Origin of the sequence: Breznakia sp. PFB1-19 (assembly GCF_029893935.1) — a bacterium.
In the GTDB taxonomy this organism is placed as follows: domain Bacteria; phylum Bacillota_I; class Bacilli_A; order Erysipelotrichales; family Erysipelotrichaceae; genus Breznakia; species Breznakia blatticola.
In genome coordinates, this window is record NZ_JARXXJ010000008.1 from 41,289 (window position 1) to 65,626 (window position 24,338).

A 24,338-nucleotide genomic window follows, 5' to 3' on the forward strand; every position below is an offset into this window, starting at 1 on the left:
TTTCACGAATTGTGCTATATTTATATAGAACGTCATTAGAATGATCAGGAGGAAGCAAAAATGAGTAAACAACCAGTTTTATTAGTCGTAATGGATGGTGTTGGAATCAATGACAGCCAATTTGGAAACGCTGTAACTAATTCATTTACACCAACATTGGATAATTTATATGAAACAAGCCCAAATATCGCAATTAAAGCACATGGAAAAGCCGTAGGTTTACCTAGTGATGGAGATATGGGTAACTCTGAAGTAGGACACAATGCATTAGGTTGTGGTCAAATCTACTCACAAGGAGCTAAATTAGTAAACGAAGCAATTGAAAGTAAAGATTTATTCGAAAGTGAAACGTGGAACGATTTAGTAGATAGTGCTAAAGACAAAACATTACACTTTATCGGATTATTATCAGATGGAAATGTGCACTCACACATTAACCACTTATTTGCAATGTTAGAACAAGCAAAAGCACAAGGAGCAAAAGAAGTTCGTGTTCATATCTTATTAGATGGACGTGATGTTCCTGAAACAAGTGCACTTGAATATGTAGATGCACTTGAAAACAAACTTGCAGAACTTAACGATGATAACTTCCATGCAATCATTGCATCAGGTGGTGGTCGTATGCAAATTACAATGGACCGCTATGAAGCAAACTGGCCAATGGTTGAAGCAGGATGGAAAACACACGTATTAGGTGAAGGTAGACAATTTGCATCTGCAAAAGAAGCAATTGAAACATACCGTGCAGAAACTGGTGTAATTGACCAAGACTTACCAGCGTTTGTTATTGCTGCAGATGGAAATCCAGTAGGTACTATTGAAGATGGAGATTCAGTAATTTTATTCAACTTCCGTGGAGACCGTGCACAAGAAATCTGTTTAGCATTTGAAAGAGAAAATTTTGATAAATTTGATCGTGTACGTAAACCAGATGTAAAATTTGCTGGTATGTTACAATACGATTCAGACTTAAATATTCCTGAACACTTCTTAGCATTCCCACCAAAAATTAAAAATACTTTGACGGAATACTTAGTAGAAAATAAAATTAGAGAATACGCAATTAGTGAAACACAAAAATATGGACACGTTACATATTTCTGGAATGGAAACCGTGCTGGAAAATTCGATGAAGAATTAGAAACATATGTAGAAATTCCAAGTGATGTAGTTCCTTACGAACAACGTCCATGGATGAAAGCTGCTGAAATTACAGATGAATTAGTTGAAGCAATAAAATCTGGTAAATATGATTTCTTACGTGTAAACTATCCAAATGGAGATATGGTTGGACACACTGGTAATTATGAAGCTACAATTATTGGAGTAGAAACAGTTGATTTACAATTAAAACGTCTTCAAGATGCAATTGATTCAGTAAATGGTGTAATGCTTGTTACTGCTGACCACGGAAATGCTGATGAAATGTATGAAAAACCTAAAAAAGAAGGAGCTGCACTTAAAGCAAAAACTTCACATACATTAAATAAAGTACCATTTATCTTCTACAACGCAGATGTAAAAGTTAAAGATGGAGACTTTGGATTAGCTAACGTAGCGAACACAGTTGTTAAATTATTAGGGTTACCAACAAAAGAAGAATGGGAACCTGCAATGATCGACTAATAAGAATTAGGGAGTGAATGTGATTCATTCCTTTTCTTTTTGTGCTACAGTATAGAAAAGGAAGTACAAGATGAAGAAATTTTTAAAAGAATACGGATTTATAATGCTATATGCATGTATTACATGTGTAGTAATTTGGAAAGCTCCAACATATATTGCAAATATAATGTTAGCTTTTTACTTTTTCTACTTTGCATTCAGGTATTATCGCAGGAAAGAAACAAGTGGATTAGGAATGAGTGCAGTCATTATATGGGTGATAGGTGGTCTATGTTTTCTAGGTGCAGCAATCATTCAATTACTGTAAAGGATAATTAATTTTATCCTTTTTATATATTTTACTTTACCTGTCGTAGTACATGTGCTAATATTACTATGACAGATGAAGTACATCAGATGGAGTAAAAGGAGGAAAACAATGATTAGTAGTGATGTAAGTCGTGGCTATAACGACACGATGATACTGGCAGTGTTACTAGAAAAAGACAACTATGGATATGAGATATCAAAAGAAATAGAGCAATTATCAAACGGAAAATACAAAATGAAGGAAACGACATTGTATTCTGCATTTACGCGTTTAGAAAAAAATGGATTTATTACTTCCTATTATGGAAATGAAACATTTGGGAAACGAAGAACCTATTACAAAATAACAAATGCAGGAATTGCCTATTACAAAGAAAAATGCGAAGAGTGGGAAGTCACTAAAGAAGTGATTAATCAGTTCACCAAGGGAGAAAAAAATGGAAACAATTAGAGCGTATTTAGAACAGATGTTCAAAGACTTACCAAAAACGAAAGAAGTAGCTGAAATGAAAATGAATCTACAAGATCATATGGAAGATGCATATCACGAATATCGTGAAGCGGGTATGAGCGAGACAGATGCAATCAAAGAAGTTCTTCAACAATTTGGTGATATGGATGAACTATTAAGAGAGTTAAATATTGAAAAAGAAAGCATTTCTGTTGATGCAAGATATGTATCAAGTGAAGATGCACATACATACATTCGTAAATATAAAAAGCAAACAACTTTAGTTTGTATTGGTTTAGTATGTATATTTGCAGGATTAAGTTTGGGATATGTAGCAAGTGAATTATATTCATTTGGCTTTGCAAATGCATTAAGTGGAATCTTCTTCTTTTTCCCAATTGCTTGTGCTGTAGGATTGTTTATTTATGCAGGTATGAGTATGGATGGATATAAATACATGAAAGATATGATTGAACTTGACTATCAAACAAAAACGGAAATAATTCAAGCATATGAAAAATCAAAATTAGCATTTGTTGTTGAAATTATTATCGGAGTGCTTTGTTTTATAAGTGCAGTTGCAGGATATACAGTGATTGAATACGTATTTAAAGAGGTCATTGCAAATGTAACATTCTTTGCATTAATTGCATTAGGAGTTGTACTATGTGTACATGCAGGAACTACAAAAACGATGTATCGTACATTACTTAATGATAACTACGAAGAACTACAAAATGAAAAACAGGCAGCAAAAGCAAGTGATAAAGTAGCTCCAGTAGCTTGGATTCTTGCTACAGCTATCTATGTAACTTTAGGAATGATATATGGATGGTGGGCAACTGCTTGGGTTGTTTACTTATTTGCTTTGGCGGTAATTGTTCTTGCTGAAGCTATACACAAATAATCAATTATAGACTTGCAAGACTTGTCGTAGATAAAAAGATACTATAAAATAAATTTGTGTTAAACAGAAAGAGGGAATTATGATTGTATCAATTAAAGGGCTCGAAAAGAGTTATGGGGATTTTAAAGCAATTAATGGTTTAGATCTTGACGTACAACAAGGGGAAATCTTAGGACTACTTGGTCCAAATGGTAGTGGGAAGACAACAACAATCAATTGTTTATTATCACTGCTAACGTATGAAAAAGGAAGTATTGAAATATTTGATAAGCCAATGTCACCAGATGCAAATGACATTAAAAAGGACATTGGTTTGGTCATGCAAAATGTTGCTGTATTTGAAGAGTTAACGGTATACCAAAACATTGATTACTTTTGTGGGTTATATATTCAAAATAGTCAAAAACGAAAAGAATATGTAAAAGAAGCCATTCAATTTGTGGGAATCGAAGATTTTCAAAAGAAGTTTCCAAAGGAATTAAGTGGTGGATTATTACGTCGTTTGAATATTGCTTGTGGAATTGCACACAAACCAAAGCTTATTATTTTAGATGAGCCAACGGTTGCTGTAGATCCACAATCAAGAAATCGAATTCTAGAAAACATTTTAGAATTAAATCGATTAGGAGCGACTGTGATTTATACAACACACTATATGGAAGAAGTGGAACAAATCTGTGACCGTATTGTAATCATGGATAAAGGAAAAGTGATTGCACAAGGAACTAAAGATAGTTTGAAAGAAAGTATCTCCATCCGTGAGAAAATCATTTTTGAATTAGAAGATATTTCCCAGGAAATAATCGAAGTACTGAAAGCAAGAGAAGATTTAAAGAAAGTACAATATGCACATGGATTACTTGAACTTGAAGTACAAAGTAATAATGGAACATTGATTGAAATATTAAACTACTTTAAAAAAGAAAAAGTAGACTTTATAAAGGTACATAGTGAAAGTCCAACCTTGAATGATGTGTTCTTAGAACTTACTGGAACAGAATTGAGAGACTAAGATGCATTTATTCAAGTATCGTTTTCTTGTCTTTACAAGAAATAAGAGTTTTCTATTTTGGACCTTACTATTTCCAATTGCATTATCGTTATTATTTCATTTTGCATTTGGTGGACTTATGGAAGCAGAAAAACTCGATCCAATCGAAGTAGCGGTTGTAGATAAAGGAAATGAAACATTTAAAAGTGTACTTGATACACTAGCAGATGAAGAAAACAACCTACTGATTCTACACGAAACAAGTGAAAAAGAAGCCAATCGAATGTTAGAAGACAATGAAATCTACGCAATCTTTATTTGTGATAGTAAACCAGAACTACTTTCAATTAATAAAGGGATGAATTTAAGTGTCTTAAAACAGATTGCAAATTCATACATTCAAGTAGAAAGCACAGTTACACAACTTGCAAAAAAGGATCCAACAATGATCAGTGAACAAGTCATTCAAGATGTATCAAGTATACATACGAATGTAAAAGAAAAAACAGCAGCTGGAGGAAGTAAAGATCCAGTAATGCAGTATTTTTATACAGTAATTGCCATGACAATTCTATATGGTTCATTTTATGGACTGCAAAGTATGAAGGATTCACAAGCAAATCAAAGTGATCGCGCAGTACGCGTAAATGTTGCACCAACAAATAAGTTAAAAGTTGTGTGTATTGATTTTCTAGCGATGTTTATACTTTTGAGCATTGAATTATGTATAGCCTATGCATTTTTAATATTTGTGCTCGGTATTGATTTTGGAAATCAAATGGGATTACTTGTACTTACTTCAGTTTCTGGAATGTTAATGAGTTTGGCATTAGGAATCTTTGTGGGAAGTGTATCAAAGTTGCGAGAAAATACGAATATGACCATCTTAAGTATGGGTTCATTATTTAGCTGTTTTTTAGCAGGAATGATGATTAACACAATGCCATATATGCTAGAACAAATTTCACCGCTGATTAAATACATCAATCCTGCATCACTTATTACGAACTCATTTAATATGATGTATTACTATAGTGATATGCAACCTGTGTATATCAACGCATGTGTAATGGTTGGTATTGGTGTAGTATTACTCGTGATTTCATATCAAGTATTAAGGAGGAAAACATATGCAAGTCTTTAAGTTATTCTTCCGTATTATATATAAAAACAAGTGGTCGGTAATCGTGACATTACTTATTGCATTTGCGATGTCATTTATGTTTGTACAAGATAGTGCATCATCGTCAATTGAGACAAAAGCAAAAGTAGTCATTGCTGACCAAGATCAAAGTGAAGCATCCAAAGCACTAACAACATATCTAAAAGATAAAGTTGAATTGCAAGATGTCAAAGAAGCAGACATCGAAGATGCGATGTATTATCGTCAAGTGGATTATGTATTGTATATTCCAAAAGGATATGAAGCATCACTTGATAGTCAAGCAGTTATCGAATTAGAAAAGAAACAATTACCAGATAGTTCATCTGCATATGTCGTGGATAGTTATGTAACAAACTATACAGATACACTGTATGCACATGCAACATATGGAAATAGTGATATCAAGGATGTCATTAAAGCAACCAATGAAGATATGAAAGAAGAAATTGCGTATACAGGCGTCCAACAAAAAGATGACTTACCAATTAACTTCTTATTCAACTTCTTGAATTATTCATTCTTTAGTGGACTTATTGCTGCTATTGGAATTGTTATGATTGAATTAAATAAGACAGATATTAAACGTCGTTTGATGATTTCACCGATTTCTAATAAGAGTTATAACTTCCAAATTGCCTTAGCAACTATTACATTAGGAGCAATCTTTGTATTATGTTCAACAGCGTATGCATATGGTGTATTTGGAAATGCAATGAAAGCTATTGGTAGTCATTTATACATTCTTAACTTAGCATGTATAGTTGTGCCATCGCTTGCATTAGGTTATTTACTATGTGTCTTTGTGAAGAAACGTGAAGTCATTGGTGGAATGCAAAATGTTATTAGTTTATTCTTAGCTTTCGTGAGTGGTAGTTTTGTTCAACAGTCGTTATTAACGGATGGCGTACTTACGGTTGCCAAGTTTACACCAAGTTACTATTTTGTTAGAAATAATGATCTGATTTTCGAATTGACAAAAATGGATAGTAAACAGCTAACACCAATTTATCAAAATATGGGAATTGTTTTATTGTTTGGTGTTGTGATATTTATTGTGGCTTTTATTATTCAAAAACAAAAACGTAAAAACATCATCTAAGGAGTCATACATGAACGCATTAATTACAGGAACAACGAGTGGGATTGGTTATGAGTTAGCAAAATTATTTGCTAGTGATGGATACAATCTTATCCTTGTTTCACGTAGCAAACTAAAACTGGAGCAACAAAAAGCAGAGCTTGAGCATGCATATAACATTCAAGTACAAATTTATGCACTTGATTTAAGTCAGGCAAATGCAGCCAAGTTACTATATAACGAAATCAAAGATCCAGTAGATGCACTTGTAAATAATGCAGGTTTTATGGAGTATGGAGCATTTGTACATAGTGACTTACAAAAACAAATGGAAATGATACAACTACAAAATAATTTCCTTACGGAGTTATGTCATTACTATGTTCCACAAATGGTAAAACATCAATATGGGAGTGTACTCAATGTCGCTAGTATGGCTAGTTTTGTTGGCCTAGAAAATGCAGCAGTGTATGGAGCAGTAAAAGCATATATTCTTTCATTTACGAAAGGACTGCATAATGAATGTAAACCATACAAAGTGAAAGTAAGTGCATTATGTCCAGGAGCAACAAGAACACTATTTGCATCGAAATCAGATGCAGAAGATACACACTTGTTTACCATGCATGTCATGGAAGCACAGAGTGTTGCGAAAACCGCATATCGGGGACTGAAGAAAAATAAGATGATGATTATTCCTGGTGTATACAATAAACTAGGGTATATCTGCACAAAACTCTTACCAAATGCTTTCGTAAATAAAGCAGTGTCGTATATTATGGCAAGAAAAAAGTAGATACCTAAGCATCTACTAATTGATAACTAAGTGGAAGTTTCGATTCATCCGAATTGAATATTTCCACTTTTTGTTTATGATTTCCCAGATTTCCATCGATTTCCAGTAAGTGTTTTAGTTGTCGAGCAGTTCCTTCATTTCCATCAATCATTTGAACATTGTGGTTAAAGTAATTCTCGATTTCTTGTTTTACAAACAAAAAGTGTGTACAACCTAAGACAATACTATCAATATGCAAGTCTTGAATAAGATCTTTATATACATCGATTTGTTTGTTTACTCTAGACTGGACATCTTGCATTCCATGTTCCACGATTTCTACAAATTCAGGACACGGCATTTTTAAAATCGTATTATTGTTTGCATAATTAGCCATTAATGATGCAAACTTTTCTTCTTTTAAAGTTAATGGTGTTGCCATCACAATAATATTCTTATTTTCTTTATTATGTGCAGCTACCTTTAAGGCAGGTTCCATGCCAATAATTGGAATACTATAACGTTTACGAAGTTCAGTAATTGCAACACTGGTTGCAGTATTACAAGCAACAACAATTGCTTTTGCATTCTTTTGGATAAAGTAGTCACAGATTTCAATGCATCGAGCAAGGACATCTTCCTTTTGCTTGGTTCCGTATGGTGCATGTAAAGAATCACCATAATATATATAATGTTCGTTTGGTAAGATTGTCAAACATGTGTTAAGGACGCTGATTCCACCAAGACCAGAATCAAAGACGCCAATTGGATTATTATTCATTTATATCACCTTGAATCATTATATCACTACTTTTTTGAAAATACATATTCTTCAAGTACATGCATAATCGCATCTTCATTATTTGTATAAGGAAGAACGACATCAGCAAGTTCTTTTATTTCTGGAATTGCATTTGCAACAGCAATACTTAAGCCTGCAGTCTTCATTAATCCAATATCATTAAAGTTATCACCAACACCAATGGTTTGTTCAATTGGGATATTCAAATGTTTTGCAAGTGCAAGTAATCCAGTTCCTTTATCTACATGTAAAGGGTTGATTTCCATATATCGATTACTTGAGTAACTTACACAAACTTTATTTTCAAACACATGGGTATGAGTGGCTTCATACTCTTGAAATTCTGGTATTCCACCATCTTTTACGATGAGGATTTTCAACACTTTTTGGTTTTCAAAAATCGAATAGTTTATGTTATCAATAAATTGCATCCGTTTACCAAAACTAAGAAGTCGTTCTTTTTCGTCGGTTGTTACTTGAAACACATAAACTGTTGAAGGAGTAAAAACTTCTACACAGTATCCCTTATCAGTAGCATCATTAAATATCGAATTTCCAATTTCAAAAGGAATACTTACTGCTGAAATGATGGTTTCGTTTTTGTTTTGAATCACAATTGATCCATTTGCTAGTATGCTATAGTTGTGATCATCATTGATATGTAATTCATCATAAAGATTTGCTAGAAATCCTGGTGCACGTCCACTACAAGGAACAATATAGATTCCTTGTTCTTGTGCTTTATGAATTGCTTGCATTGTTTTTAATGAGACTTCATGGTCATCATTAAGTAGAGTTTCATCTAAATCTGTAGCTATTAATTTATACATGTATATATACCTCTACCTTATTATACAGGATTTGAAAAGGTTGGCAAAAGTTTACCCAAAATATGGTGCTAACAACTTATAAACAAACTGATAATTCATAACGTTGGTACAAAAGACAAGAAGCATGTACAATAAGGTAAAGAACAGGAGAAGGATATTATGAGAACAATCAAAGATCGAAAAGTTGTACTTGTAGGAACAGGATCTGTTGGAATGAGTATGGCGTATACATTATTAATGGCGAATGGTATTGATGAACTTGTACTTATTGATGTCAATGAAGGAAAAGCAAAAGGAGAGGCAATGGACTTAAGTCATGGGCTTCCATATGCTCCAAATTCAAAGATGGTTATTAAATCAGGTGGATATGAAGAGTGTAAAGATGCCAATATCATTGTGGTAACTGCAGGAGCAAATCAAAAACCTGGACAATCACGTTTAGAGTTAACTGCAATCAATACACGAATTATGAAAGAAATTTGTGAGGACATTAAAGCAAGTGGCTTTAATGGGGTGCTTGTTATCGCAAGTAATCCAGTAGATGTATTAACCTGTGTTGCCCAAGAAGTGACTGGACTTCCACATAATCAAGTGTTTGGTTCTGGGACATCTCTTGACTCTGCACGTTTGCGTTTCTTAATGAGTGATTACTTGGGAATTAATCCAAGAAGTATTCATGCGTATATTTTAGGAGAACATGGAGATTCAAGTTTCGTATCATGGACTAACTGTTATGTAGGTGCAAAAAGTTTACTTAACTATATCGATGAAAAAGGAAAGGACTTCAGTGATTTATTAGATATTTATAAAGAAGTACGTGATGCTGCATATGAAGTTATCGAATTAAAAGGTGTCACAAACTATGGAATTGGTTTATCATTAAATAAGATTGTACTCGCAATTTTAAATAATGAAGATGTTGTAATTCCAGTAAGTGCATATCAAAATGGAGAGTATGGTCAAAAAGGACTATACATTGGTGTACCAGCAATTATTTGTCGTAAAGGGGTAAGAGAAGTAATTAAGTTACCACTAAATGAAGTAGATCAAGGAAAATTTGATAAGTCATGTGAATCATTAAAAAAAGTATTCACTGAAACTGCATTACCAGTAATTCAAGAAGTTTAATGTACAAAGGGAGTTGATCAAATGTCCGATATTTTTCGATACATCCAAAAATATCAAAACAGGAGTTTGAAAGAACTCCCTTTTACGCATGTTGATGCACTAATTTTTGCCCAACTCAGTTATATCGATTATAGAACTATACGAAACATTTATGCAAAACCAAAGCTAAAACAAATAGCACATTTATTAGACTTACAAGAAGTAGAAGCAGGTTATTTAAGTGGAAAAGATAATCGACGCTTATTACTTGCGCTTGCTCATGCAAAACGATATCAAAACATACAACTAATTAATGAAACTAAGATTATCAATGAAGAAACATGTGAACAGTTTCATGCACTAACATTTGCTTATAAACAGATGTATTATATTGTATTTGAAGGAACAGACACCTCAATATTAGGGTGGAAAGAAGATTTACATATGCTAGTATATCCAGTTGTTCCTGCGCAACAAGATGGTGTACGTTATCTTGAACAAATGCTGAAACATCCATTTAAAAAAGCAATTGTGGTTGGACATTCGAAAGGTGGAAGTATTGCCACCTATGCATCGTTACATGTAAATAAAAAAGTACAACGAAAAATCAAAGCAATTTATAATTTTGATGGACCAGCTTTACAAAGTGTTGAGTCACTTGAACCTATTCAAAATCGCTATTATAAGTTTGTTACGCAAGCAACATTTTTTGGTTTGTTTTTTGAAAATGAAGAGAACTATCGCATAGTGAAAAGTAATGAGCGATGGTTATTGCAACATAATTTATATACATGGATGATAGAGGATACTAACTTTATATATCTTGATCAACTGGATAGTCGTTTCTATCAGATCAATCGAAAGGCACGAGATGCTTTGCTTAGTTTGACACATCAAGAACGTGAAACATTTATAGTAAGTCTTAGTGAAATTTTTGATGATAATCAAATAACTGATGTAGCACAATTAACAAATTCATGGTCACAAACATCGATTATGTTACTACGTTCACTAACAAAAGTAGAAAAAGAAAAACGTGATGCAATTATGAAAACTGTTGGTTTAGTTGTATCAGAAATGTTAAGACGATAAAAAAACGAGGGATATTAAATATCTCTCGTTTTATAATGCATGGAAGATTGGTTTCATTTTTTCAAATGTACAATATTGACTAAAGCCAATTTCTTTTAAAATAGTAGCTACTTCTTCAAAGTGATCTGCTATGCGATTTGCAGTATGTGCATCAGAGCCAAGTGTAATAATAGTTCCACCTAATTCATAATATAGTTCAAGAATTTCACGTGCTGGTGTTAAATCAGGCAATTTATAGGCAAAACTTGAAGTATTGACTTCAATTCCTTTTCCATCAGCAATAACAATTTTTAATATCTTTGTAATAATGTCTTTGCTTTTTTCAAAGGGATAATGATTTGGAATATAGCGTTCTAGGTGGTCTAAGTGACCTAAAATTGAATAATCTTTATAGGAGTTTACAAGAGTATATAGTTCTTCATAATATCCCATGCTCATCTCATCTTCATCCTTACCTTTTTGGTAGTCATATGTCCAAAACTCTTTATCATCAATTTCATGACAAGATAGAATAACAAAGTCCAAATCTAAACGATCGTATAGTCTTTGGTAAGTATCAATACGATGACGTTGCATTCCAAATTCTAAACCAATACGAATCGTTAAATCATCTTTGTAGTCTTGTTGTAGTTGTGTCAGTGTTTTTATATATAAAGGGTAATCAACATTACGTTGTGTTGAATCCACATTTGGATGTTCAGGATCATCATGGTCGAATTTTACTCCATAATCCACATGTTCAGTAAAACATATTTCCTTAACACCTTTAGCTTTCGCTTGTTCAATAATATTTTCTAAGCGCTCTTCAGAATCATTCGAAAATAGCGAATGAATATGAAAGTCTGCAATATAGTTCATAAGTACTCTCCATTCATAGGTACTATTTTAGCACAAAGATTTCATCTCACAACTATCATAATGTATCTTTACGCTTTAATACTTAAAAGCAGAAAGAAAAATGGTATAATAATCAGTGAACGTGAGGTATGTATGCAAAAAGGTACATTTATAACATTTGAAGGAAATGAAGGTTGTGGAAAAACAACGATTTCTACAAAAATATATGAGCAATTAATTGAAGAAGGATACGATGTGATTCAAACCAGAGAACCTGGAGGTATTGAGATTGCTGAAAAAATTCGAGAATTAATTCTTGATCCAGAACATACTGCAATGGATGCACGAACAGAAGCGTTACTTTATGCTGCTGCACGTCGTCAACATTTAGTTGAAAAAGTGATTCCTGCACTAGAAGCTGGAACGATTGTGTTATGTGATCGTTTTATTGATTCATCATTAGCATACCAAGGGGTAGCTAGAGGTCTTGGGATTGAAGAAATCTACCAAATGAATCAATTTGCAATTGCAGATACAATGCCTGATGCAACCTTATTATTGAAAGTGGATCCTGAAAATGGATTGCAACGAATTGCATCAAGAAAACACTTAGATCGTTTGGATCAAGAAAGTGAAAGCTTTCATTACCTAGTTGCAAAGGGTTATGATGAAGTTGCTAAATTGTATCCAAAACGAATTACTGTTATTGATGCAAATCAAAATGTTGAAGCTGTATATGCAGATACATATCGAAAGGTGAAAGAAGTAATCGATCATGTTTAAAGAACGTTTAAAACGCGAACAACCAAGAGTATATCAAGTGCTAGAAAACGCATTATTAAATAATCGTTTGGCACATGCATATATGTTTGTTGGAGATCAAAATACACCAAAAAAAGAAACGGCAATGTTGCTTGCACAAAGTTTGGTTTGTCAGAGTGTTGGGTTTGCTGATGAGACATGTGATACTTGTCAAAGAATCATGCACCACAACTATGCAGATTTTATTTATTTAGATGGAACTACAACTTCGATCAAAAAAGATGATGTGATAAAACTAAAAGAAGAATTTGCCAAAACTAATTTGGAAAGTGTAGGAATGAAGATCTATATTATTGATCATGCAGAAAATACAACCCCAAGTGCATTAAATAGTTTGTTGACATTTTTGGAAGAACCAACCAGTCCAGTTATGGCAATTTTGTTAGTTGAACATCCAGATCAATTGTTAGATACAATTAAATCAAGATGCCAAATGATACATTTTCATAAGCAAAAAGATGGAACGGTGTATGATCAATTAAAAGAAGATATGGATGCATATGATGCATATCTACTTTCCCACATGCAAGTGGATTTATCCAACATTATTGCGATTGAAGAAAGTGATGAGTATCAGCATGCACGTTATCTATTTGAAACGTTTGTGAAGAAAATAAGCAATCGGGATCGTGATGTTAACGTACTCATCCAACAAGGGTTCGCGAAAGGGAAACGTGAAGTTCGCTTAGTCGCAAAATATATGTTTGAAATGTTAGTGAGTTTAGGTAAGGATAAGTTGATGCAACAACATACAGCAATTACAAGTTATGATCAACTATTGAATGCTATTGATGATTCATTAGCAACAAAATTCATGGTTGTATGCAATCAAATGAAAGATAAAAATCGTAAAGGGGTAAATATCGCTTTATTGATGGATGAATTTTTATATGAAATGGAGGTGTAAAGGATGAGTAAAAAAGATGCATTTACACATGTCGTTCCAGTTAGTTTTGAAGAACATGGACGTGCATATACATTCGGTGCAACACAAAGTGATTTTCAATCTGGAGATCTAGTTGTCGTTGAAACCGTTCGTGGAATTGAGATGGCACATGTTTCTGGAGATGTTTTATCAATTGAAGAACATAAAGGAAAGATGGAACTTAAGCCTGTACTTAGAAAAGCAAGTAAGAAGGATAAAGAGCGTTTTGAGGTAAACAAGGAAAAAGCAAAGGAAGCACTAAAAACTTGTGATGCGGAAATTAAAAACTTAAATTTAGATATGAATTTAATTGAAGCAGAATATACATTAGATCAAAGCAAAATTACCTTTGTTTATGTTGCAGAAGAACGTGTCGATTTTCGTGAATTATTGAAACGTTTAGCATCAATTTTCCATTGTCGTATTGAACTACGTCAAGTAGGACCACGTAATAAAGCAAAAATGATTGGTGGACTTGGGCAATGTGGACAAGAAACATGCTGTTCAAGATATATGAGTGATTTTGAAATGGTTTCAATTAACATGGCAAAAAACCAATTGTTGGCACTGAATATTCAAAAGTTATCAGGACAATGTGGAAAGTTAAAATGTTGTCTACGCTATGAAGATGACTTGTATACAGAAATGCGTAAAGATTTACCAAAGATCAATTCACGAATTGAGTTCAATGGAAAACAATATCGTATTACAAGTTACAACTTATTATTAAAACAAGCGAAAATTGAAAATAAGGAGGACATCCAGTTTGTAGATATCAATGTTCTATTACCGGATGTAAAACTTTATGATTAGACAAAAAAGTTTTCATAATGAAAAGGCAACGCTTTATGTGGTTGCTACTCCAATAGGAAATCTACAAGAGATGACACCACGTGCTATTGAAGTTTTAAGAGAAGTTGATGTGATTGCTGCTGAAGATACACGCAATACCAAAAAACTATGTCATCACTTTAGCGTTGAAACAAATATCATTGCACATCATTTACATAATGAGAATGAAAGTGTAAAAGGAATTCTTAAACTTCTTGAAGAAGGAAAAAATATTGCCCTAGTTAGTGATGCAGGATACCCTTGTATTTCTGATCCAGGTCATATTTTAGTAGAAAAAGTGATTGCTGAAGGATACAATGTTGTACCGATTTCTGGAAGTAGTGCATGTTTAAATGCACTTGTAGCTAGTGGGCTAATACCACAACCATTTGTATTTTATGGATTTATGGATGCAACAGAAAACAAACGTGCAAAATTTTTAGAAGAAGTAAAAGGTCTTCCATATACGATGATTTTCTATGAAGCACCACATCGCATTGAAAAGATGTTAACAACAAGCTTACAAGTATTAGGAGATCGCAATATTTGTTTAGCAAGAGAACTAACAAAAATGCATGAAGAATTTATTCGTGGAAAGATCAGTGAAGTTCTTGAAGTTGTTGATGATATCAAAGGTGAAATGGTTGTTGTTATTGAAGGTTGCGACAAAGAAAAAGATGTCATGCCTTTACCATTGCTAAAAGAAAAAGTAGAACAATATATGGAAAATGGAATGAGCAGTAAAGAAGCAATCAAAAAGGTTGCAAAGGAACAAGGTGTATCCAAAAACTACTTGTATCGTGAATTCCATAATGAAGCATAAAGATAAGTCGACAGTCATGTCGGCTTGTTTTGCGTTATAATACATATAAGTGATGTAAAAGAGGGAAACATATGAGAGAAGATTATGATGTAAATAAACCGGTGGTCAATCCAAAGCTTGTTGCTTGTATGAAACAGTTGAAGGAACAACCAACCAAAGAAAATGAACTCGCATTTTTTCAAGAATTGGAACAAGCGATATTTTTAGTACCAGTAAAGCTGGATGCAAAAACAAGAGAACAAGATGGAAATCAAACAGTATTAGAAAAAGGCTCAACAATTAGTTTTGTAGGAATTACAAATGCAAATAATGAGTATTATCTGCCATACTTTACCGATTGGAATGAATTGGGGAAATGGCTCAAACAAGAAGGCCAACAAACACTTATGGTATCTTTTGAGGATGGAAAATCATTAGTGTTAAAAAATGAATCATATGCAGGACTTGTCATTAATCCGTTTACTGAGAATTTCTTATTTACCAGAGATATGTTATCTGGTGCAAAAAAAGTTGTTGTTGAAAAGGAAACTTCTGTGCAAATCGGAATTCCTGCGAAATATCCAACGAAACTCATTGATGCAGTAAAAGAATTATTACCAACATTAAAAAGTGTTTCGAGTGCATACTTGCTATATATGATGAAAGATGGCGAAGGTAGTTATTTGATGGTGGTTGATACAACGCAAAAGGAAGTTGATTTTCCTAAGATTGGTCGTTTAGCACCACAATATTTAGATAAAGGTGAATTTTTAGATATGGTTGAATTGCAAAGTGACTTTGGTCAAAGTGCAGTGAAAAGCTATGAACCTTTCTATAAGAAGAAAAAATCTTGGTTTAGAAGATAAAAAAAGTTATCGGACTAATATACATAGTCTGATAACTTTTTTGCTTTTAATGATGCATTCATAATAATACCAAAGGCAATCATGAAGGATAACATACTGGAACCACCTGCACTAATAAGTGGGAGAGTGATTCCGGTTATTGGCAATAATCCAACAACCATTCCGATGTTTTCTAATTGTTGAATGATGAACATGGCTAGAAAACCAATGACCATCAATTTCTCAATACTATTTTTTGACCTGGATGCAATAATATATAAACGCACATCTAAGGCAACACATAAACCAACTACAAATAAACAGCCAATAAATCCGAAGTTCATTCCAATAACCGCGAAGATGAAATCTGTATGTGGTTCTGGAAAACTGATAAGACTGGCTTGGAAACCATGTCCAAATAAACCACCAGAACCCATCGCAAGTAGGGATGAGTATAGTTGTAAACCAACACCTGTTGAATATTCTTCAGGATACAGCCAACCATAGATACGCTTAACCTTATAACTATCACCAAATATTTTTACAAATAATGGTTGATTGAAATAAAATAAATATAAGAATAGCACAACTGCAGCGACAACTACGATTCCACCAAAGATTAACCATTCTTTACGAATTCCAGAACAGATAACCATAACCATAATCGAGAATAGAATCAAAATGAAGATTCCGGTATCTGGTTGTAGTAGAATGAGTATGGCAGGAACTAAGATCCATTTTAATAACTCAATAAATAAGTGAATGTCACTTTCAAAGGAATCATCTTCTTTCATTTCGTTATGTTGCTCAATTACATAAGCGCTAATAATAATTAGCATAACCTTCATAAACTCGGAAGGTTGTATATTTAGTAAGGGTATTTGTAGCCACGCGGTTGAACCATTTACAGGAGAAGCGAGTGGCAAATAGCGACCAGTGAAGCGATAGACCACTTGACTGGACATAAACAAATACACCAGACATGCTAAGAAGATGAAATAGCCAATCTTCGCAAAATCAAAGAGATTATCATTACCGAAATAAATAATTACGGCAATGATGATGACTCCAAGAATATAAAATAGAATTTGTTTTGTGAGTACACCATCTAGTCCCCATAAACTTAAGTAAACAGGTAAAAGTGGTTTACAAGCAGCAATGGTGATAATTGAAGCCACAAAGAATAGTACGATGATTAACGATAAGATGTAATCAAACTTTTGTGGTTGGCGAACCCTGGAAAGGTTTTGTCTTCTTCTACTCATAATTGTTTCACCATCATTTTATGTTCAATATGTGCATCTAAGAAGATATCACCAAATCCAACATATCCATTTCTTTCATAAAAAGGCATTGCAGTTACTTGTGCGCCAAGCGCAAGTTGTTTTGCATTTGCTTGACGAGCAAGTAGTTCTACTTGTTGTAACATATAACTTCCATACTTATGTTTGCGGTCCTCTTTTTTTACAGCTACACGTCCTACGTGCCAAGAATCATTTTCTATGATGACTCTACAAGTACCAACGATTTGCTCATTGTCATCATAGAGTACGTATTGATCACATAAGCCATCCGCATCATCAATTTCAATACTTGGATCTACTTCTTGTTCAATCACAAATACGTCAATTCGGATACGCATAAGTTGAAATATTTCTTTTTGTGTCGTTGCTTTCTTAAATTTCATAATATCATTATAATAGCATAGAAATGGACATTCTACCATAAGCGGAAAGTGAAGATTTCGTGGATAAATGTTGTACATTTTGGCATTTCGCGTTATGATGTCTCTAGAAAAACCGGTAAGTAAGGTTACTGTAGGGATACGGGTTGCTGCCGCAAAATAGTGGAGACACTATGCGCAGGTTAGCAGGTATGATCGATTCAAGGTCATACTTAATGCAATTTCATCGCCCTACAAAGCTAAAGCTCAAACGGAAATGTCATAGTTTTTTAATGCCGTTTTCTTTTGAGAGCGGCTTTTTCTATGTTTGAAAGGAGTGAGTCACATGGACGAAGGACCAAAGCAGAGGCAAATACAAGATATATGGCATGGTATAGCATGTGACGATTACAGTTACTTGTTGTAACCATCCCAAGGGAGGTAAGTAGATGACTGTATTTAAAAAACATAAAGAAGAAGCAAAAAAAGCAGAAGTAAAAAAAGCAAAGACTTTAAAAGCAAGACTTAAACAAGCAGCAAAATTACCTATTATGAATTTGTTAGATATGCTTGATAGTGGTATGGATGGATTTGATGAAACACATGTAGAAGAACAAATGGAAATGTTTGGAGAAAATGTACTGACTAGTAAACAACCCGATAGTGTATGGAAACGCTTGTTTGATGCATTTATCAATCCATTTAGTTTGATTTTGATTATTTTAGTTGTGATCTCGTATTTCACAGATGTTGTGTTAATGCCAGATAAAAAACAGGACTGGACAACTATCATTATTGTTTCCATTATGGTAATTAGTAGTGGCTTGTTACGATTTATCCAAGAAAGTCGTAGTAGTAAAGCAGCAGAAAAACTCAATGAAATGATTGAGAATACAACGCGAGTTAAGCGTAAAGGAAAAGCTGCAACAGAAGTGCCAATTAATGAAATTGTTGTTGGTGATATTGTGTATTTAGCAGCTGGCGATATGATTCCAGCAGATATGCGTCTATTTCAAACCAAAGACTTATTTATTCAACAAAGTAGTTTAACTGGTGAAAGTGCTCCAGTTGAAAAGTTTGCTGATCATGAACAAGATGATAAACCAACCATTGAATATGAGAACCTCGTATTTATGGGAAGTGATGTCGTATCAGGGTCTGCTATTGGTGTCGTAGTAGCAGTAGGTGATGAGACACTCATTGGTTCTATTTCCCAGGAAATACAAGAAAAAGAAGAAACAAGTTTTGAAAAAGGAATGAACCATGTATCATGGATACTTATTCGTTTCATGCTTATCATGGTACCGATTGTTTTCTTTATTAATGGATTTAGCAAAGGTGACTTTGTTCATGCATTAATGTTTGCGATTTCCATTGCAGTAGGTTTAACTCCAGAAATGCTGCCAATGATTACTACAACCTGTTTAGCAAAAGGTTCATATCAAATGTCCAAACAAAAGGTAATTGTTAAGAACGTAAATTCAATTCAAAACTTTGGTGCAATGGATATTCTTTGTACAGACAAAACAGGAACAATTACCCAGGATAAAGTTGTATTGCAATATAACTTAGATGTTAATGGAAATGAAGATGATCGTGTGTTACGTCATGGATTTTTAAATAGTTACTATCAAACAGGGCTAAAGAACTTTATCGATATCGCGATTATTAATAAAACACAAGAAAAAGAAATGTTTGAAGATATTGTCGATCGCTATGAAAAAGTTGATGAAATTCCATTTGATTTTAATCGAAGACGAATGAGTGTTGTCGTAAAAGATCATCAAGGAAAAGTACAATTGATCACAAAAGGTGCAGTAGAAGAGATATTACATATTTGTACATATGTTGAACTAGATGGACAAGTCACGAGATTACGTGAAGACATGAAAGATCGTGTTGTTCAAGTAGTAGATCGACTTAACAAAGAAGGAATGCGTGTAATTGCAGTTGCACAAAAAACAAATCCAAAAGACGTTGATGCCTTTGGTGTACAGGATGAACAAGATATGGTACTGATTGGCTATTTAGCATTTCTTGATCCACCAAAACCAACAACGAAAGCTGCTATTGAAGCCTTACATTATTACGGAGTGAATGTAAAAGTCTTAACTGGTGATAATGATGTAGTAACACAAGCAATCTGTAAACAAGTAGGTATGGATGTACAAGATATTTTGCTTGGAAGTGATTTAGAAAAAATGAGTGATGAACAAATTAAGGAGAAAGTGGATACGGTTGATATCTATGCAAAACTATCTCCCCAACAAAAATCACGTCTAGTTCGGCTTATGAAAGAAAAAGGACATGCAGTTGGCTTTATGGGAGATGGTATCAATGATGCACTTGCAATGAATCAAGCAGATATTGGAATTTCTGTAGATACAGCAGTAGATATTGCAAAAGAAAGTGCAGATATCATTTTATTAGAAAAGGATTTAATGGTATTAGAAAAAGGGATTCTTGAAGGTAGAAAGACCTATGGAAATATGATGAAATATGTCAAAATTACAGCGAGCTCTAATTTTGGAAATATGTTCTCTGTATTAATAGCAAGTGCCTTCTTACCATTTCTACCGATGGATCCAGTACAGTTAATCTTACTTAATTTGGTGTATGATTTATCATGTACAGCAATTCCATGGGATCACATGGATCCAGAATACTTATTGAAACCAAGACGTTGGCAAGCAGATGGCATTTCTAGTTTTATGAAATACTTTGGACCGATTAGTTCCATCTTTGATATTCTTACCTATCTATTACTGTACTTTGTGATTTGTCCAATGGTATGTAATGGATTGATGTATCATCAAATAAGTGATCCATCAATGCAACTTCTATATGTTGCTGTATTCCAAACTGGTTGGTTAATTGAATCTATGTGTACACAAACCTTTGTGATTTGGTTGATGCGTACAAGTAAAATACCATTTATTCAATCACGACCATCGGCAGTACTTATGTCTTTAACAACGATTTCTGTACTATTCATTATTGCACTGCCATACACACCACTTGCAAGTTACTTTGAATTGACTGGATTACCAGTTATTTACTTTGCATGGATGTTTGGTTTAATGTTCTTATACTTTGTTGGTGTAAGCATTATGAAAAAGATTTATATCAGAAAATATGGAGAATTACTCTAAGGGCGAAAGGCCCTTTTTTTAACGTCAAAAAAGAATCAAAGAATAAAAAATAAAAAAAGTGTAAAGAAATTGTTGACATTCGACCGTTGGTCGATTACTATATGTATATAGACCGGCGGTCGACAAAGGAGAAGGACATGTCAAACACACAAGAATTCGATATCAAACGAAATGAAATACTTGATACTGCTGAAGCACTATTCACAAGTAAGGGATATGAAGATACAACGGTAAATGCCATTCTAAAAGAAGTTGGAATTGCAAAAGGAACCTTCTATTATTATTTCCAATCAAAAGAAGAAGTTATGGATGCAGTAATTATGCGATTTATTGATGAAGACTTACAAACGGCAACAACCATTATGGATAAACAAGAGCTAGGTGCAATGGATAAATTGCTGCAATGTATCTTCAGTAAACCAAAAACAGACAATAAGAAAGTAATGATTGAACAACTTTATGAAGCAAACAATGCACTGATGAAACAAAGAACATTGCAAAGAACTATTGAAGTAATTTGTCCAATCTATGCACAAATTATTGAAGAAGGAAATGCAAATGGAGAGTTTATATCTAAGCAACCATTAGAAGATATTCAATTTCTAATTGCAGGAATTCAAACACTATTTGATTTGAGTCACATTCAAGGATCTACAATTGAAATACAAATAGAAAGTGTTGTAAATGCAATCTTTCAGATGCTTGTAGTTAATGAGAAGAAAAATAGTAAAACAAAAGTTACAGAAACAATAAGCAAACATATAAAGGCCTAGAAAAGACGAGGAGGAAATGTATATGAAAAGAAATAAGTTAGTTGTGGCATGTGTCATGTTAGTAGGAATTGGGTTAGTATCACAAGTAGTGGAAAGAAATTTAGATAAACCAGCAATTCAAAAGTACGTAGAAACAAATTTTAAAGAGACGGATGATGATAAAGACACATTTGATTTCAAAGATGAAAAAGAGACAAATATCTTTGAATGGATTGGATTTTAAGGGAAGTAGAGGGTAAATAAAATGAACTACACAAATGTAATTGATGAAGTAATGAAACAAACAGGTAAAGATAAAGAAATCTGTACAAAGATTGCAGATGCATATGAAGAATATTGCACTAAAGAAATTAAGCGACCATTCAAACCAGAAGTTGATGCCAATATGGTAAGTTGGATAGCAAATAAAACTGGTTATGCACATGATGATGTAGCAAACATTCTACAAGTTCTTGTTGGTGTAGTTAGAGGAGGAATTCGCAAGAAAATTCCATTTATGAAATAAATAATATGTAAAACGACAAGGGCAAGTGCCCTTTTTGTTTAGGAATGATGGATTCTAGATGAAGATTGTGTTAACTTTTTTCTTTTTTAGTTAACATATCTTTTCAATTGTGAACATTTGTTCTATGATTAATACAAACGAGGATGGACCATGAAAAAAATACTATTGATTGAAGATGAAACAAATATTCGTAAACTAATTGCCTATGATTTAAAGGTTGCTGGTTTTGCAGTTGATGAAGCAAGTGATGGACAAGTTGCTTTAGAAAAAGCCTATAGTCAAGCATACGATGTATTTTTAATTGATTGGATGATTCCTAAAATTGAGGGAATTGATTTAGTTAGAAAATTTCGTGAAAAGGGGCTTGATGGTGTAATGATTATGCTTACGGCAAAAGATGAGGAATCTAACATCCTAGAAGCATTTGAAGCTGGAGTCGATGATTATATTACCAAACCATTTTCACCACGTGTATTACTTGCGCGTGTACAGTCCCATCTAAAACGAAACAACACAAAGCAGGAACAAACATTCTCAGGTTTACGTGTTGATGAAAATAAACGGAAAGTGTATTTGCAAGATAATTTATTACAACTAACAAAGAAAGAATACGATTTACTTACGTACTTTATCCGCAATGCAAATATCGTTGTATCGCGTGACCAAATCTTAAATGATATTTGGGGATTTGATTATGATGGAGATACGCGAATTGTGGATGTGCATACTTTCAAACTGCGCTCAAAACTAAAAGATGCTCCTGTGGAAATTCGTTCTTCCCGTGGAGTTGGGTATATACTTGAGGCAAAAGAATGATTAAAGAACGCTATCAAAAAGTTCTTTTACTTTGTTTCTTTGGTTTGATTGGTGTTTATATGTTCAACCTGCCAAGCTTTTTGGTCATTATTCTATTAGGTGTAACAGCAGGATACTTTTCCTATCAAGAAGCACAAGAACGCGAAAGTATTGAGAAAGCAGAAAATGCACGTTTACATACAAAAATTCAAAACGTGACATTTCAAGCGGATATTCGACAAGAACAACTTGCTACATTAATTTCCAATTTACCGATGCCGTTAATCTTATTGGATCGTAATGGGGAAGTGCTTTTATTCAATGATAGTTTTGCAGAGTTTCGTCAGTCGAAAGAACAACGACGACTTACATATGTACATAATGATTTTGAACGTCCTGTATATCGTTTCATTTTTGATGCGACATTATTTGAACGAGAAATTCGAAAAACGATTGTCGTGCATGAAAAAGAATACGAAGCATACAGTGAACCATTATTTAAAAATAATCAGTTTAGCGGTTGTGTAATCGTATTTCAAGATATTACAAAAATTAAACGTCAAGAAGTACTGCAAAAACAGTTTATAGCAGATGCATCACATGAATTAAAAACACCAATAAGTGCGATTAAAGGAATGGTTGAAATTTTAAATCGAGAAGGATTTAATGATGAAGAAGTACGAAAAGACTTCCTTGAACAAATCGAATATGAAAATAGTCGGCTAGAACGAATCGTATATGATTTATTGCAGTTATCAAGATTATCTAGTGAACAACTTGTTATGAAACGTGAATCTTGCGATGTAACACAAATCATTGATGCAAGTATTGCTAGTTTATCGTATAAAGCAAATAAAAAAGGATTACAAATTCAAACGAATTATGAAAACAAAGAACCAATCTTTGTGGATCCTGGACAAATGCAAATCGTTATCAATAACTTAATATCCAATGCAATTAGCTATAGTGATCATGGAGCTATTACAGTATCTACACTATATCGTGGGGATTCATATGTAATTGAAGTAAAAGATGAAGGTCGAGGAATTTCAAAAGAAGACCAAGAACGCATCTTTGAACGATTCTATCGTACGGATAAGGCACGCTCTCGTGTTTCTGGTGGTAGTGGGTTAGGATTATCGATTGTAAAGTCTGTACTTGATGCCCATAATGCACAACTTGTGATTGAAAGTGAAGTAGATAAAGGTTCGTCATTCCAAATTTGGATTAAAAACTAAAATACCAAGCCATA

Annotated in this window: 26 protein-coding genes and 1 riboswitch; of the genes, 21 read left to right on the plus strand and 5 right to left on the minus strand. The window is 33.5% G+C overall.

Features of this window, described 5'->3' with window-relative positions; all coding sequences use genetic code 11:
* Positions 1 to 60: 60 nt before the first annotated feature.
* From gpmI to M2098_RS05555, 8 genes are all read left to right on the plus strand, one after another.
* Positions 61 to 1,629 (plus strand): 2,3-bisphosphoglycerate-independent phosphoglycerate mutase, encoded by a 1,569-nt coding sequence (gene gpmI, locus M2098_RS05520; RefSeq protein ID WP_280682420.1) that lies wholly within the window; start codon positions 61 to 63, stop codon positions 1,627 to 1,629.
* Between the two features lie 70 nt (positions 1,630 to 1,699).
* Complete coding sequence (locus M2098_RS05525) at positions 1,700 to 1,936, plus strand: hypothetical protein (RefSeq protein ID WP_280682418.1); 237 nt, start codon at positions 1,700 to 1,702, stop codon at positions 1,934 to 1,936.
* Positions 1,937 to 2,047: 111 nt separating this feature from the next.
* A complete protein-coding gene (locus M2098_RS05530; protein ID WP_134169030.1) occupies positions 2,048 to 2,389 on the plus strand; it encodes a PadR family transcriptional regulator in 342 nt (113 codons plus the stop codon).
* Complete coding sequence (locus M2098_RS05535) at positions 2,376 to 3,296, plus strand: permease prefix domain 1-containing protein (RefSeq protein ID WP_280682416.1); 921 nt, start codon at positions 2,376 to 2,378, stop codon at positions 3,294 to 3,296. The genes M2098_RS05530 and M2098_RS05535 overlap by 14 nt, the downstream gene beginning before the upstream one ends.
* A 79-nt stretch (positions 3,297 to 3,375) precedes the next feature.
* Positions 3,376 to 4,308 carry an ABC transporter ATP-binding protein gene (locus M2098_RS05540; RefSeq protein WP_280682415.1) on the plus strand — a complete coding sequence of 311 codons (933 nt, stop codon included), beginning with the start codon at positions 3,376 to 3,378 and terminating at the stop codon, positions 4,306 to 4,308.
* Between the two features lies 1 nt (position 4,309).
* Positions 4,310 to 5,431, plus strand: coding sequence for an ABC transporter permease (locus tag M2098_RS05545; protein ID WP_280682414.1), 1,122 nt, complete (start codon positions 4,310 to 4,312; stop codon positions 5,429 to 5,431).
* Complete coding sequence (locus M2098_RS05550) at positions 5,418 to 6,551, plus strand: ABC transporter permease (RefSeq protein WP_280682413.1); 1,134 nt, start codon at positions 5,418 to 5,420, stop codon at positions 6,549 to 6,551. The genes M2098_RS05545 and M2098_RS05550 overlap by 14 nt, the downstream gene beginning before the upstream one ends.
* Before the next feature lie 10 nt (positions 6,552 to 6,561).
* A complete protein-coding gene (locus M2098_RS05555) occupies positions 6,562 to 7,326 on the plus strand; it encodes an SDR family oxidoreductase (RefSeq protein ID WP_280682412.1) in 765 nt (254 codons plus the stop codon).
* A gap of 4 nt (positions 7,327 to 7,330) precedes the next feature.
* Here the strand turns inward: M2098_RS05555 and murI are convergent, their stop codons facing one another.
* Together murI and M2098_RS05565 are read right to left on the minus strand one after the other, a co-directional pair.
* Positions 7,331 to 8,086, minus strand: coding sequence for a glutamate racemase (gene murI, locus M2098_RS05560; protein WP_280682410.1), 756 nt, complete (start codon positions 8,084 to 8,086; stop codon positions 7,331 to 7,333).
* Between the two features lie 26 nt (positions 8,087 to 8,112).
* Complete coding sequence (locus M2098_RS05565) at positions 8,113 to 8,937, minus strand: Cof-type HAD-IIB family hydrolase (protein WP_280682408.1); 825 nt, start codon at positions 8,935 to 8,937, stop codon at positions 8,113 to 8,115.
* 159 nt (positions 8,938 to 9,096) lie between these two features.
* Between M2098_RS05565 and M2098_RS05570 the strand changes: the two genes are divergently transcribed.
* Entirely contained in the window at positions 9,097 to 10,065 is a 969-nt protein-coding gene (locus M2098_RS05570) for an L-lactate dehydrogenase (RefSeq protein ID WP_280682406.1), read from the plus strand.
* 21 nt (positions 10,066 to 10,086) lie between these two features.
* A complete protein-coding gene (locus tag M2098_RS05575; RefSeq protein WP_280686161.1) occupies positions 10,087 to 11,136 on the plus strand; it encodes an Mbeg1-like protein in 1,050 nt (349 codons plus the stop codon).
* 30 nt (positions 11,137 to 11,166) lie between these two features.
* Here the strand turns inward: M2098_RS05575 and M2098_RS05580 are convergent, their stop codons facing one another.
* Complete coding sequence (locus M2098_RS05580) at positions 11,167 to 11,994, minus strand: histidinol-phosphatase HisJ family protein (RefSeq protein WP_280682403.1); 828 nt, start codon at positions 11,992 to 11,994, stop codon at positions 11,167 to 11,169.
* 132 nt (positions 11,995 to 12,126) lie between these two features.
* Here M2098_RS05580 and tmk point away from each other — a divergent pair, with 132 nt between their 5' ends.
* From tmk to M2098_RS05605, 5 genes are all read left to right on the plus strand, one after another.
* Positions 12,127 to 12,756, plus strand: coding sequence for a dTMP kinase (gene tmk / locus M2098_RS05585; RefSeq protein ID WP_280682401.1), 630 nt, complete (start codon positions 12,127 to 12,129; stop codon positions 12,754 to 12,756).
* Complete coding sequence (locus M2098_RS05590; RefSeq protein ID WP_280682399.1) at positions 12,749 to 13,702, plus strand: DNA polymerase III subunit delta; 954 nt, start codon at positions 12,749 to 12,751, stop codon at positions 13,700 to 13,702. The genes tmk and M2098_RS05590 overlap by 8 nt, the downstream gene beginning before the upstream one ends.
* Positions 13,703 to 13,705: 3 nt before the next feature.
* Complete coding sequence (gene ricT, locus M2098_RS05595; RefSeq protein ID WP_280682397.1) at positions 13,706 to 14,533, plus strand: regulatory iron-sulfur-containing complex subunit RicT; 828 nt, start codon at positions 13,706 to 13,708, stop codon at positions 14,531 to 14,533.
* On the plus strand, positions 14,526 to 15,374 hold the full coding sequence (gene rsmI, locus M2098_RS05600) for a 16S rRNA (cytidine(1402)-2'-O)-methyltransferase (protein WP_280682395.1): 849 nt from the start codon (positions 14,526 to 14,528) through the stop codon (positions 15,372 to 15,374). The genes ricT and rsmI overlap by 8 nt, the downstream gene beginning before the upstream one ends.
* Before the next feature lie 71 nt (positions 15,375 to 15,445).
* Positions 15,446 to 16,219, plus strand: a complete 774-nt coding sequence (locus M2098_RS05605; RefSeq protein WP_280712710.1) for an enhanced serine sensitivity protein SseB C-terminal domain-containing protein — start codon at positions 15,446 to 15,448, stop codon at positions 16,217 to 16,219.
* Between the two features lie 14 nt (positions 16,220 to 16,233).
* On the opposite strand, the gene M2098_RS05610 is transcribed toward M2098_RS05605, so the two are convergent.
* Together M2098_RS05610 and M2098_RS05615 are read right to left on the minus strand one after the other, a co-directional pair.
* Positions 16,234 to 17,463 carry an FtsW/RodA/SpoVE family cell cycle protein gene (locus M2098_RS05610; RefSeq protein ID WP_280682391.1) on the minus strand — a complete coding sequence of 410 codons (1,230 nt, stop codon included), beginning with the start codon at positions 17,461 to 17,463 and terminating at the stop codon, positions 16,234 to 16,236.
* On the minus strand, positions 17,460 to 17,885 hold the full coding sequence (locus M2098_RS05615; RefSeq protein ID WP_280682389.1) for a GNAT family N-acetyltransferase: 426 nt from the start codon (positions 17,883 to 17,885) through the stop codon (positions 17,460 to 17,462). The genes M2098_RS05610 and M2098_RS05615 overlap by 4 nt, the downstream gene beginning before the upstream one ends.
* Before the next feature lie 104 nt (positions 17,886 to 17,989).
* Positions 17,990 to 18,149, plus strand: a riboswitch (M-box (ykoK) riboswitch).
* 161 nt (positions 18,150 to 18,310) lie between these two features.
* Here M2098_RS05615 and mgtA point away from each other — a divergent pair.
* From mgtA to M2098_RS05645, 6 genes are all read left to right on the plus strand, one after another.
* A complete protein-coding gene (gene mgtA / locus M2098_RS05620; RefSeq protein ID WP_280682387.1) occupies positions 18,311 to 21,013 on the plus strand; it encodes a magnesium-translocating P-type ATPase in 2,703 nt (900 codons plus the stop codon).
* A 137-nt stretch (positions 21,014 to 21,150) separates the two neighbouring features.
* The gene (locus tag M2098_RS05625; protein WP_280682385.1) at positions 21,151 to 21,786 is read left to right on the plus strand and encodes a TetR/AcrR family transcriptional regulator; all 636 of its coding nucleotides are present in this window, start codon (positions 21,151 to 21,153) and stop codon (positions 21,784 to 21,786) included.
* A gap of 22 nt (positions 21,787 to 21,808) precedes the next feature.
* Positions 21,809 to 22,009 carry a hypothetical protein gene (locus M2098_RS05630; RefSeq protein ID WP_280682384.1) on the plus strand — a complete coding sequence of 67 codons (201 nt, stop codon included), beginning with the start codon at positions 21,809 to 21,811 and terminating at the stop codon, positions 22,007 to 22,009.
* Positions 22,010 to 22,030: 21 nt separating this feature from the next.
* Entirely contained in the window at positions 22,031 to 22,291 is a 261-nt protein-coding gene (locus tag M2098_RS05635; RefSeq protein ID WP_280682382.1) for a hypothetical protein, read from the plus strand.
* 150 nt (positions 22,292 to 22,441) lie between these two features.
* Positions 22,442 to 23,107, plus strand: a complete 666-nt coding sequence (locus M2098_RS05640) for a response regulator transcription factor (protein WP_280682380.1) — start codon at positions 22,442 to 22,444, stop codon at positions 23,105 to 23,107.
* The gene (locus M2098_RS05645) at positions 23,104 to 24,324 is read left to right on the plus strand and encodes an ATP-binding protein (protein ID WP_280682378.1); all 1,221 of its coding nucleotides are present in this window, start codon (positions 23,104 to 23,106) and stop codon (positions 24,322 to 24,324) included. The genes M2098_RS05640 and M2098_RS05645 overlap by 4 nt, the downstream gene beginning before the upstream one ends.
* Positions 24,325 to 24,338: the final 14 nt, after the last annotated feature.

Excerpts from the sequence above, each read along its gene's own strand:
- murI (WP_280682410.1), bottom strand. The coding sequence starts at position 8,086 with ATGAATAATAATCCAATTGGCGTCTTTGATTCTGGTCTTGGTGGAATC.
- M2098_RS05590 (WP_280682399.1), top strand. The coding sequence starts at position 12,749 with ATGTTTAAAGAACGTTTAAAACGCGAACAACCAAGAGTATATCAAGTG.
- M2098_RS05565 (WP_280682408.1), bottom strand. The coding sequence starts at position 8,937 with ATGTATAAATTAATAGCTACAGATTTAGATGAAACTCTACTTAATGAT.
- M2098_RS05535 (WP_280682416.1), top strand. The coding sequence starts at position 2,376 with ATGGAAACAATTAGAGCGTATTTAGAACAGATGTTCAAAGACTTACCA.
- M2098_RS05605 (WP_280712710.1), top strand. The coding sequence starts at position 15,446 with ATGAGAGAAGATTATGATGTAAATAAACCGGTGGTCAATCCAAAGCTT.
- M2098_RS05550 (WP_280682413.1), top strand. The coding sequence starts at position 5,418 with ATGCAAGTCTTTAAGTTATTCTTCCGTATTATATATAAAAACAAGTGG.
- rsmI (WP_280682395.1), top strand. The coding sequence starts at position 14,526 with ATGATTAGACAAAAAAGTTTTCATAATGAAAAGGCAACGCTTTATGTG.
- M2098_RS05580 (WP_280682403.1), bottom strand. The coding sequence starts at position 11,994 with ATGAACTATATTGCAGACTTTCATATTCATTCGCTATTTTCGAATGAT.
- M2098_RS05530 (WP_134169030.1), top strand. The coding sequence starts at position 2,048 with ATGATTAGTAGTGATGTAAGTCGTGGCTATAACGACACGATGATACTG.
- M2098_RS05540 (WP_280682415.1), top strand. The coding sequence starts at position 3,376 with ATGATTGTATCAATTAAAGGGCTCGAAAAGAGTTATGGGGATTTTAAA.
- M2098_RS05525 (WP_280682418.1), top strand. The coding sequence starts at position 1,700 with ATGAAGAAATTTTTAAAAGAATACGGATTTATAATGCTATATGCATGT.
- M2098_RS05545 (WP_280682414.1), top strand. The coding sequence starts at position 4,310 with ATGCATTTATTCAAGTATCGTTTTCTTGTCTTTACAAGAAATAAGAGT.
- gpmI (WP_280682420.1), top strand. The coding sequence starts at position 61 with ATGAGTAAACAACCAGTTTTATTAGTCGTAATGGATGGTGTTGGAATC.
- M2098_RS05570 (WP_280682406.1), top strand. The coding sequence starts at position 9,097 with ATGAGAACAATCAAAGATCGAAAAGTTGTACTTGTAGGAACAGGATCT.
- ricT (WP_280682397.1), top strand. The coding sequence starts at position 13,706 with ATGAGTAAAAAAGATGCATTTACACATGTCGTTCCAGTTAGTTTTGAA.
- M2098_RS05625 (WP_280682385.1), top strand. The coding sequence starts at position 21,151 with ATGTCAAACACACAAGAATTCGATATCAAACGAAATGAAATACTTGAT.
- M2098_RS05635 (WP_280682382.1), top strand. The coding sequence starts at position 22,031 with ATGAACTACACAAATGTAATTGATGAAGTAATGAAACAAACAGGTAAA.
- M2098_RS05630 (WP_280682384.1), top strand. The coding sequence starts at position 21,809 with ATGAAAAGAAATAAGTTAGTTGTGGCATGTGTCATGTTAGTAGGAATT.
- mgtA (WP_280682387.1), top strand. The coding sequence starts at position 18,311 with ATGACTGTATTTAAAAAACATAAAGAAGAAGCAAAAAAAGCAGAAGTA.
- M2098_RS05575 (WP_280686161.1), top strand. The coding sequence starts at position 10,087 with ATGTCCGATATTTTTCGATACATCCAAAAATATCAAAACAGGAGTTTG.
- M2098_RS05555 (WP_280682412.1), top strand. The coding sequence starts at position 6,562 with ATGAACGCATTAATTACAGGAACAACGAGTGGGATTGGTTATGAGTTA.
- M2098_RS05615 (WP_280682389.1), bottom strand. The coding sequence starts at position 17,885 with ATGAAATTTAAGAAAGCAACGACACAAAAAGAAATATTTCAACTTATG.
- tmk (WP_280682401.1), top strand. The coding sequence starts at position 12,127 with ATGCAAAAAGGTACATTTATAACATTTGAAGGAAATGAAGGTTGTGGA.
- M2098_RS05610 (WP_280682391.1), bottom strand. The coding sequence starts at position 17,463 with ATGAGTAGAAGAAGACAAAACCTTTCCAGGGTTCGCCAACCACAAAAG.
- M2098_RS05645 (WP_280682378.1), top strand. The coding sequence starts at position 23,104 with ATGATTAAAGAACGCTATCAAAAAGTTCTTTTACTTTGTTTCTTTGGT.
- M2098_RS05640 (WP_280682380.1), top strand. The coding sequence starts at position 22,442 with ATGAAAAAAATACTATTGATTGAAGATGAAACAAATATTCGTAAACTA.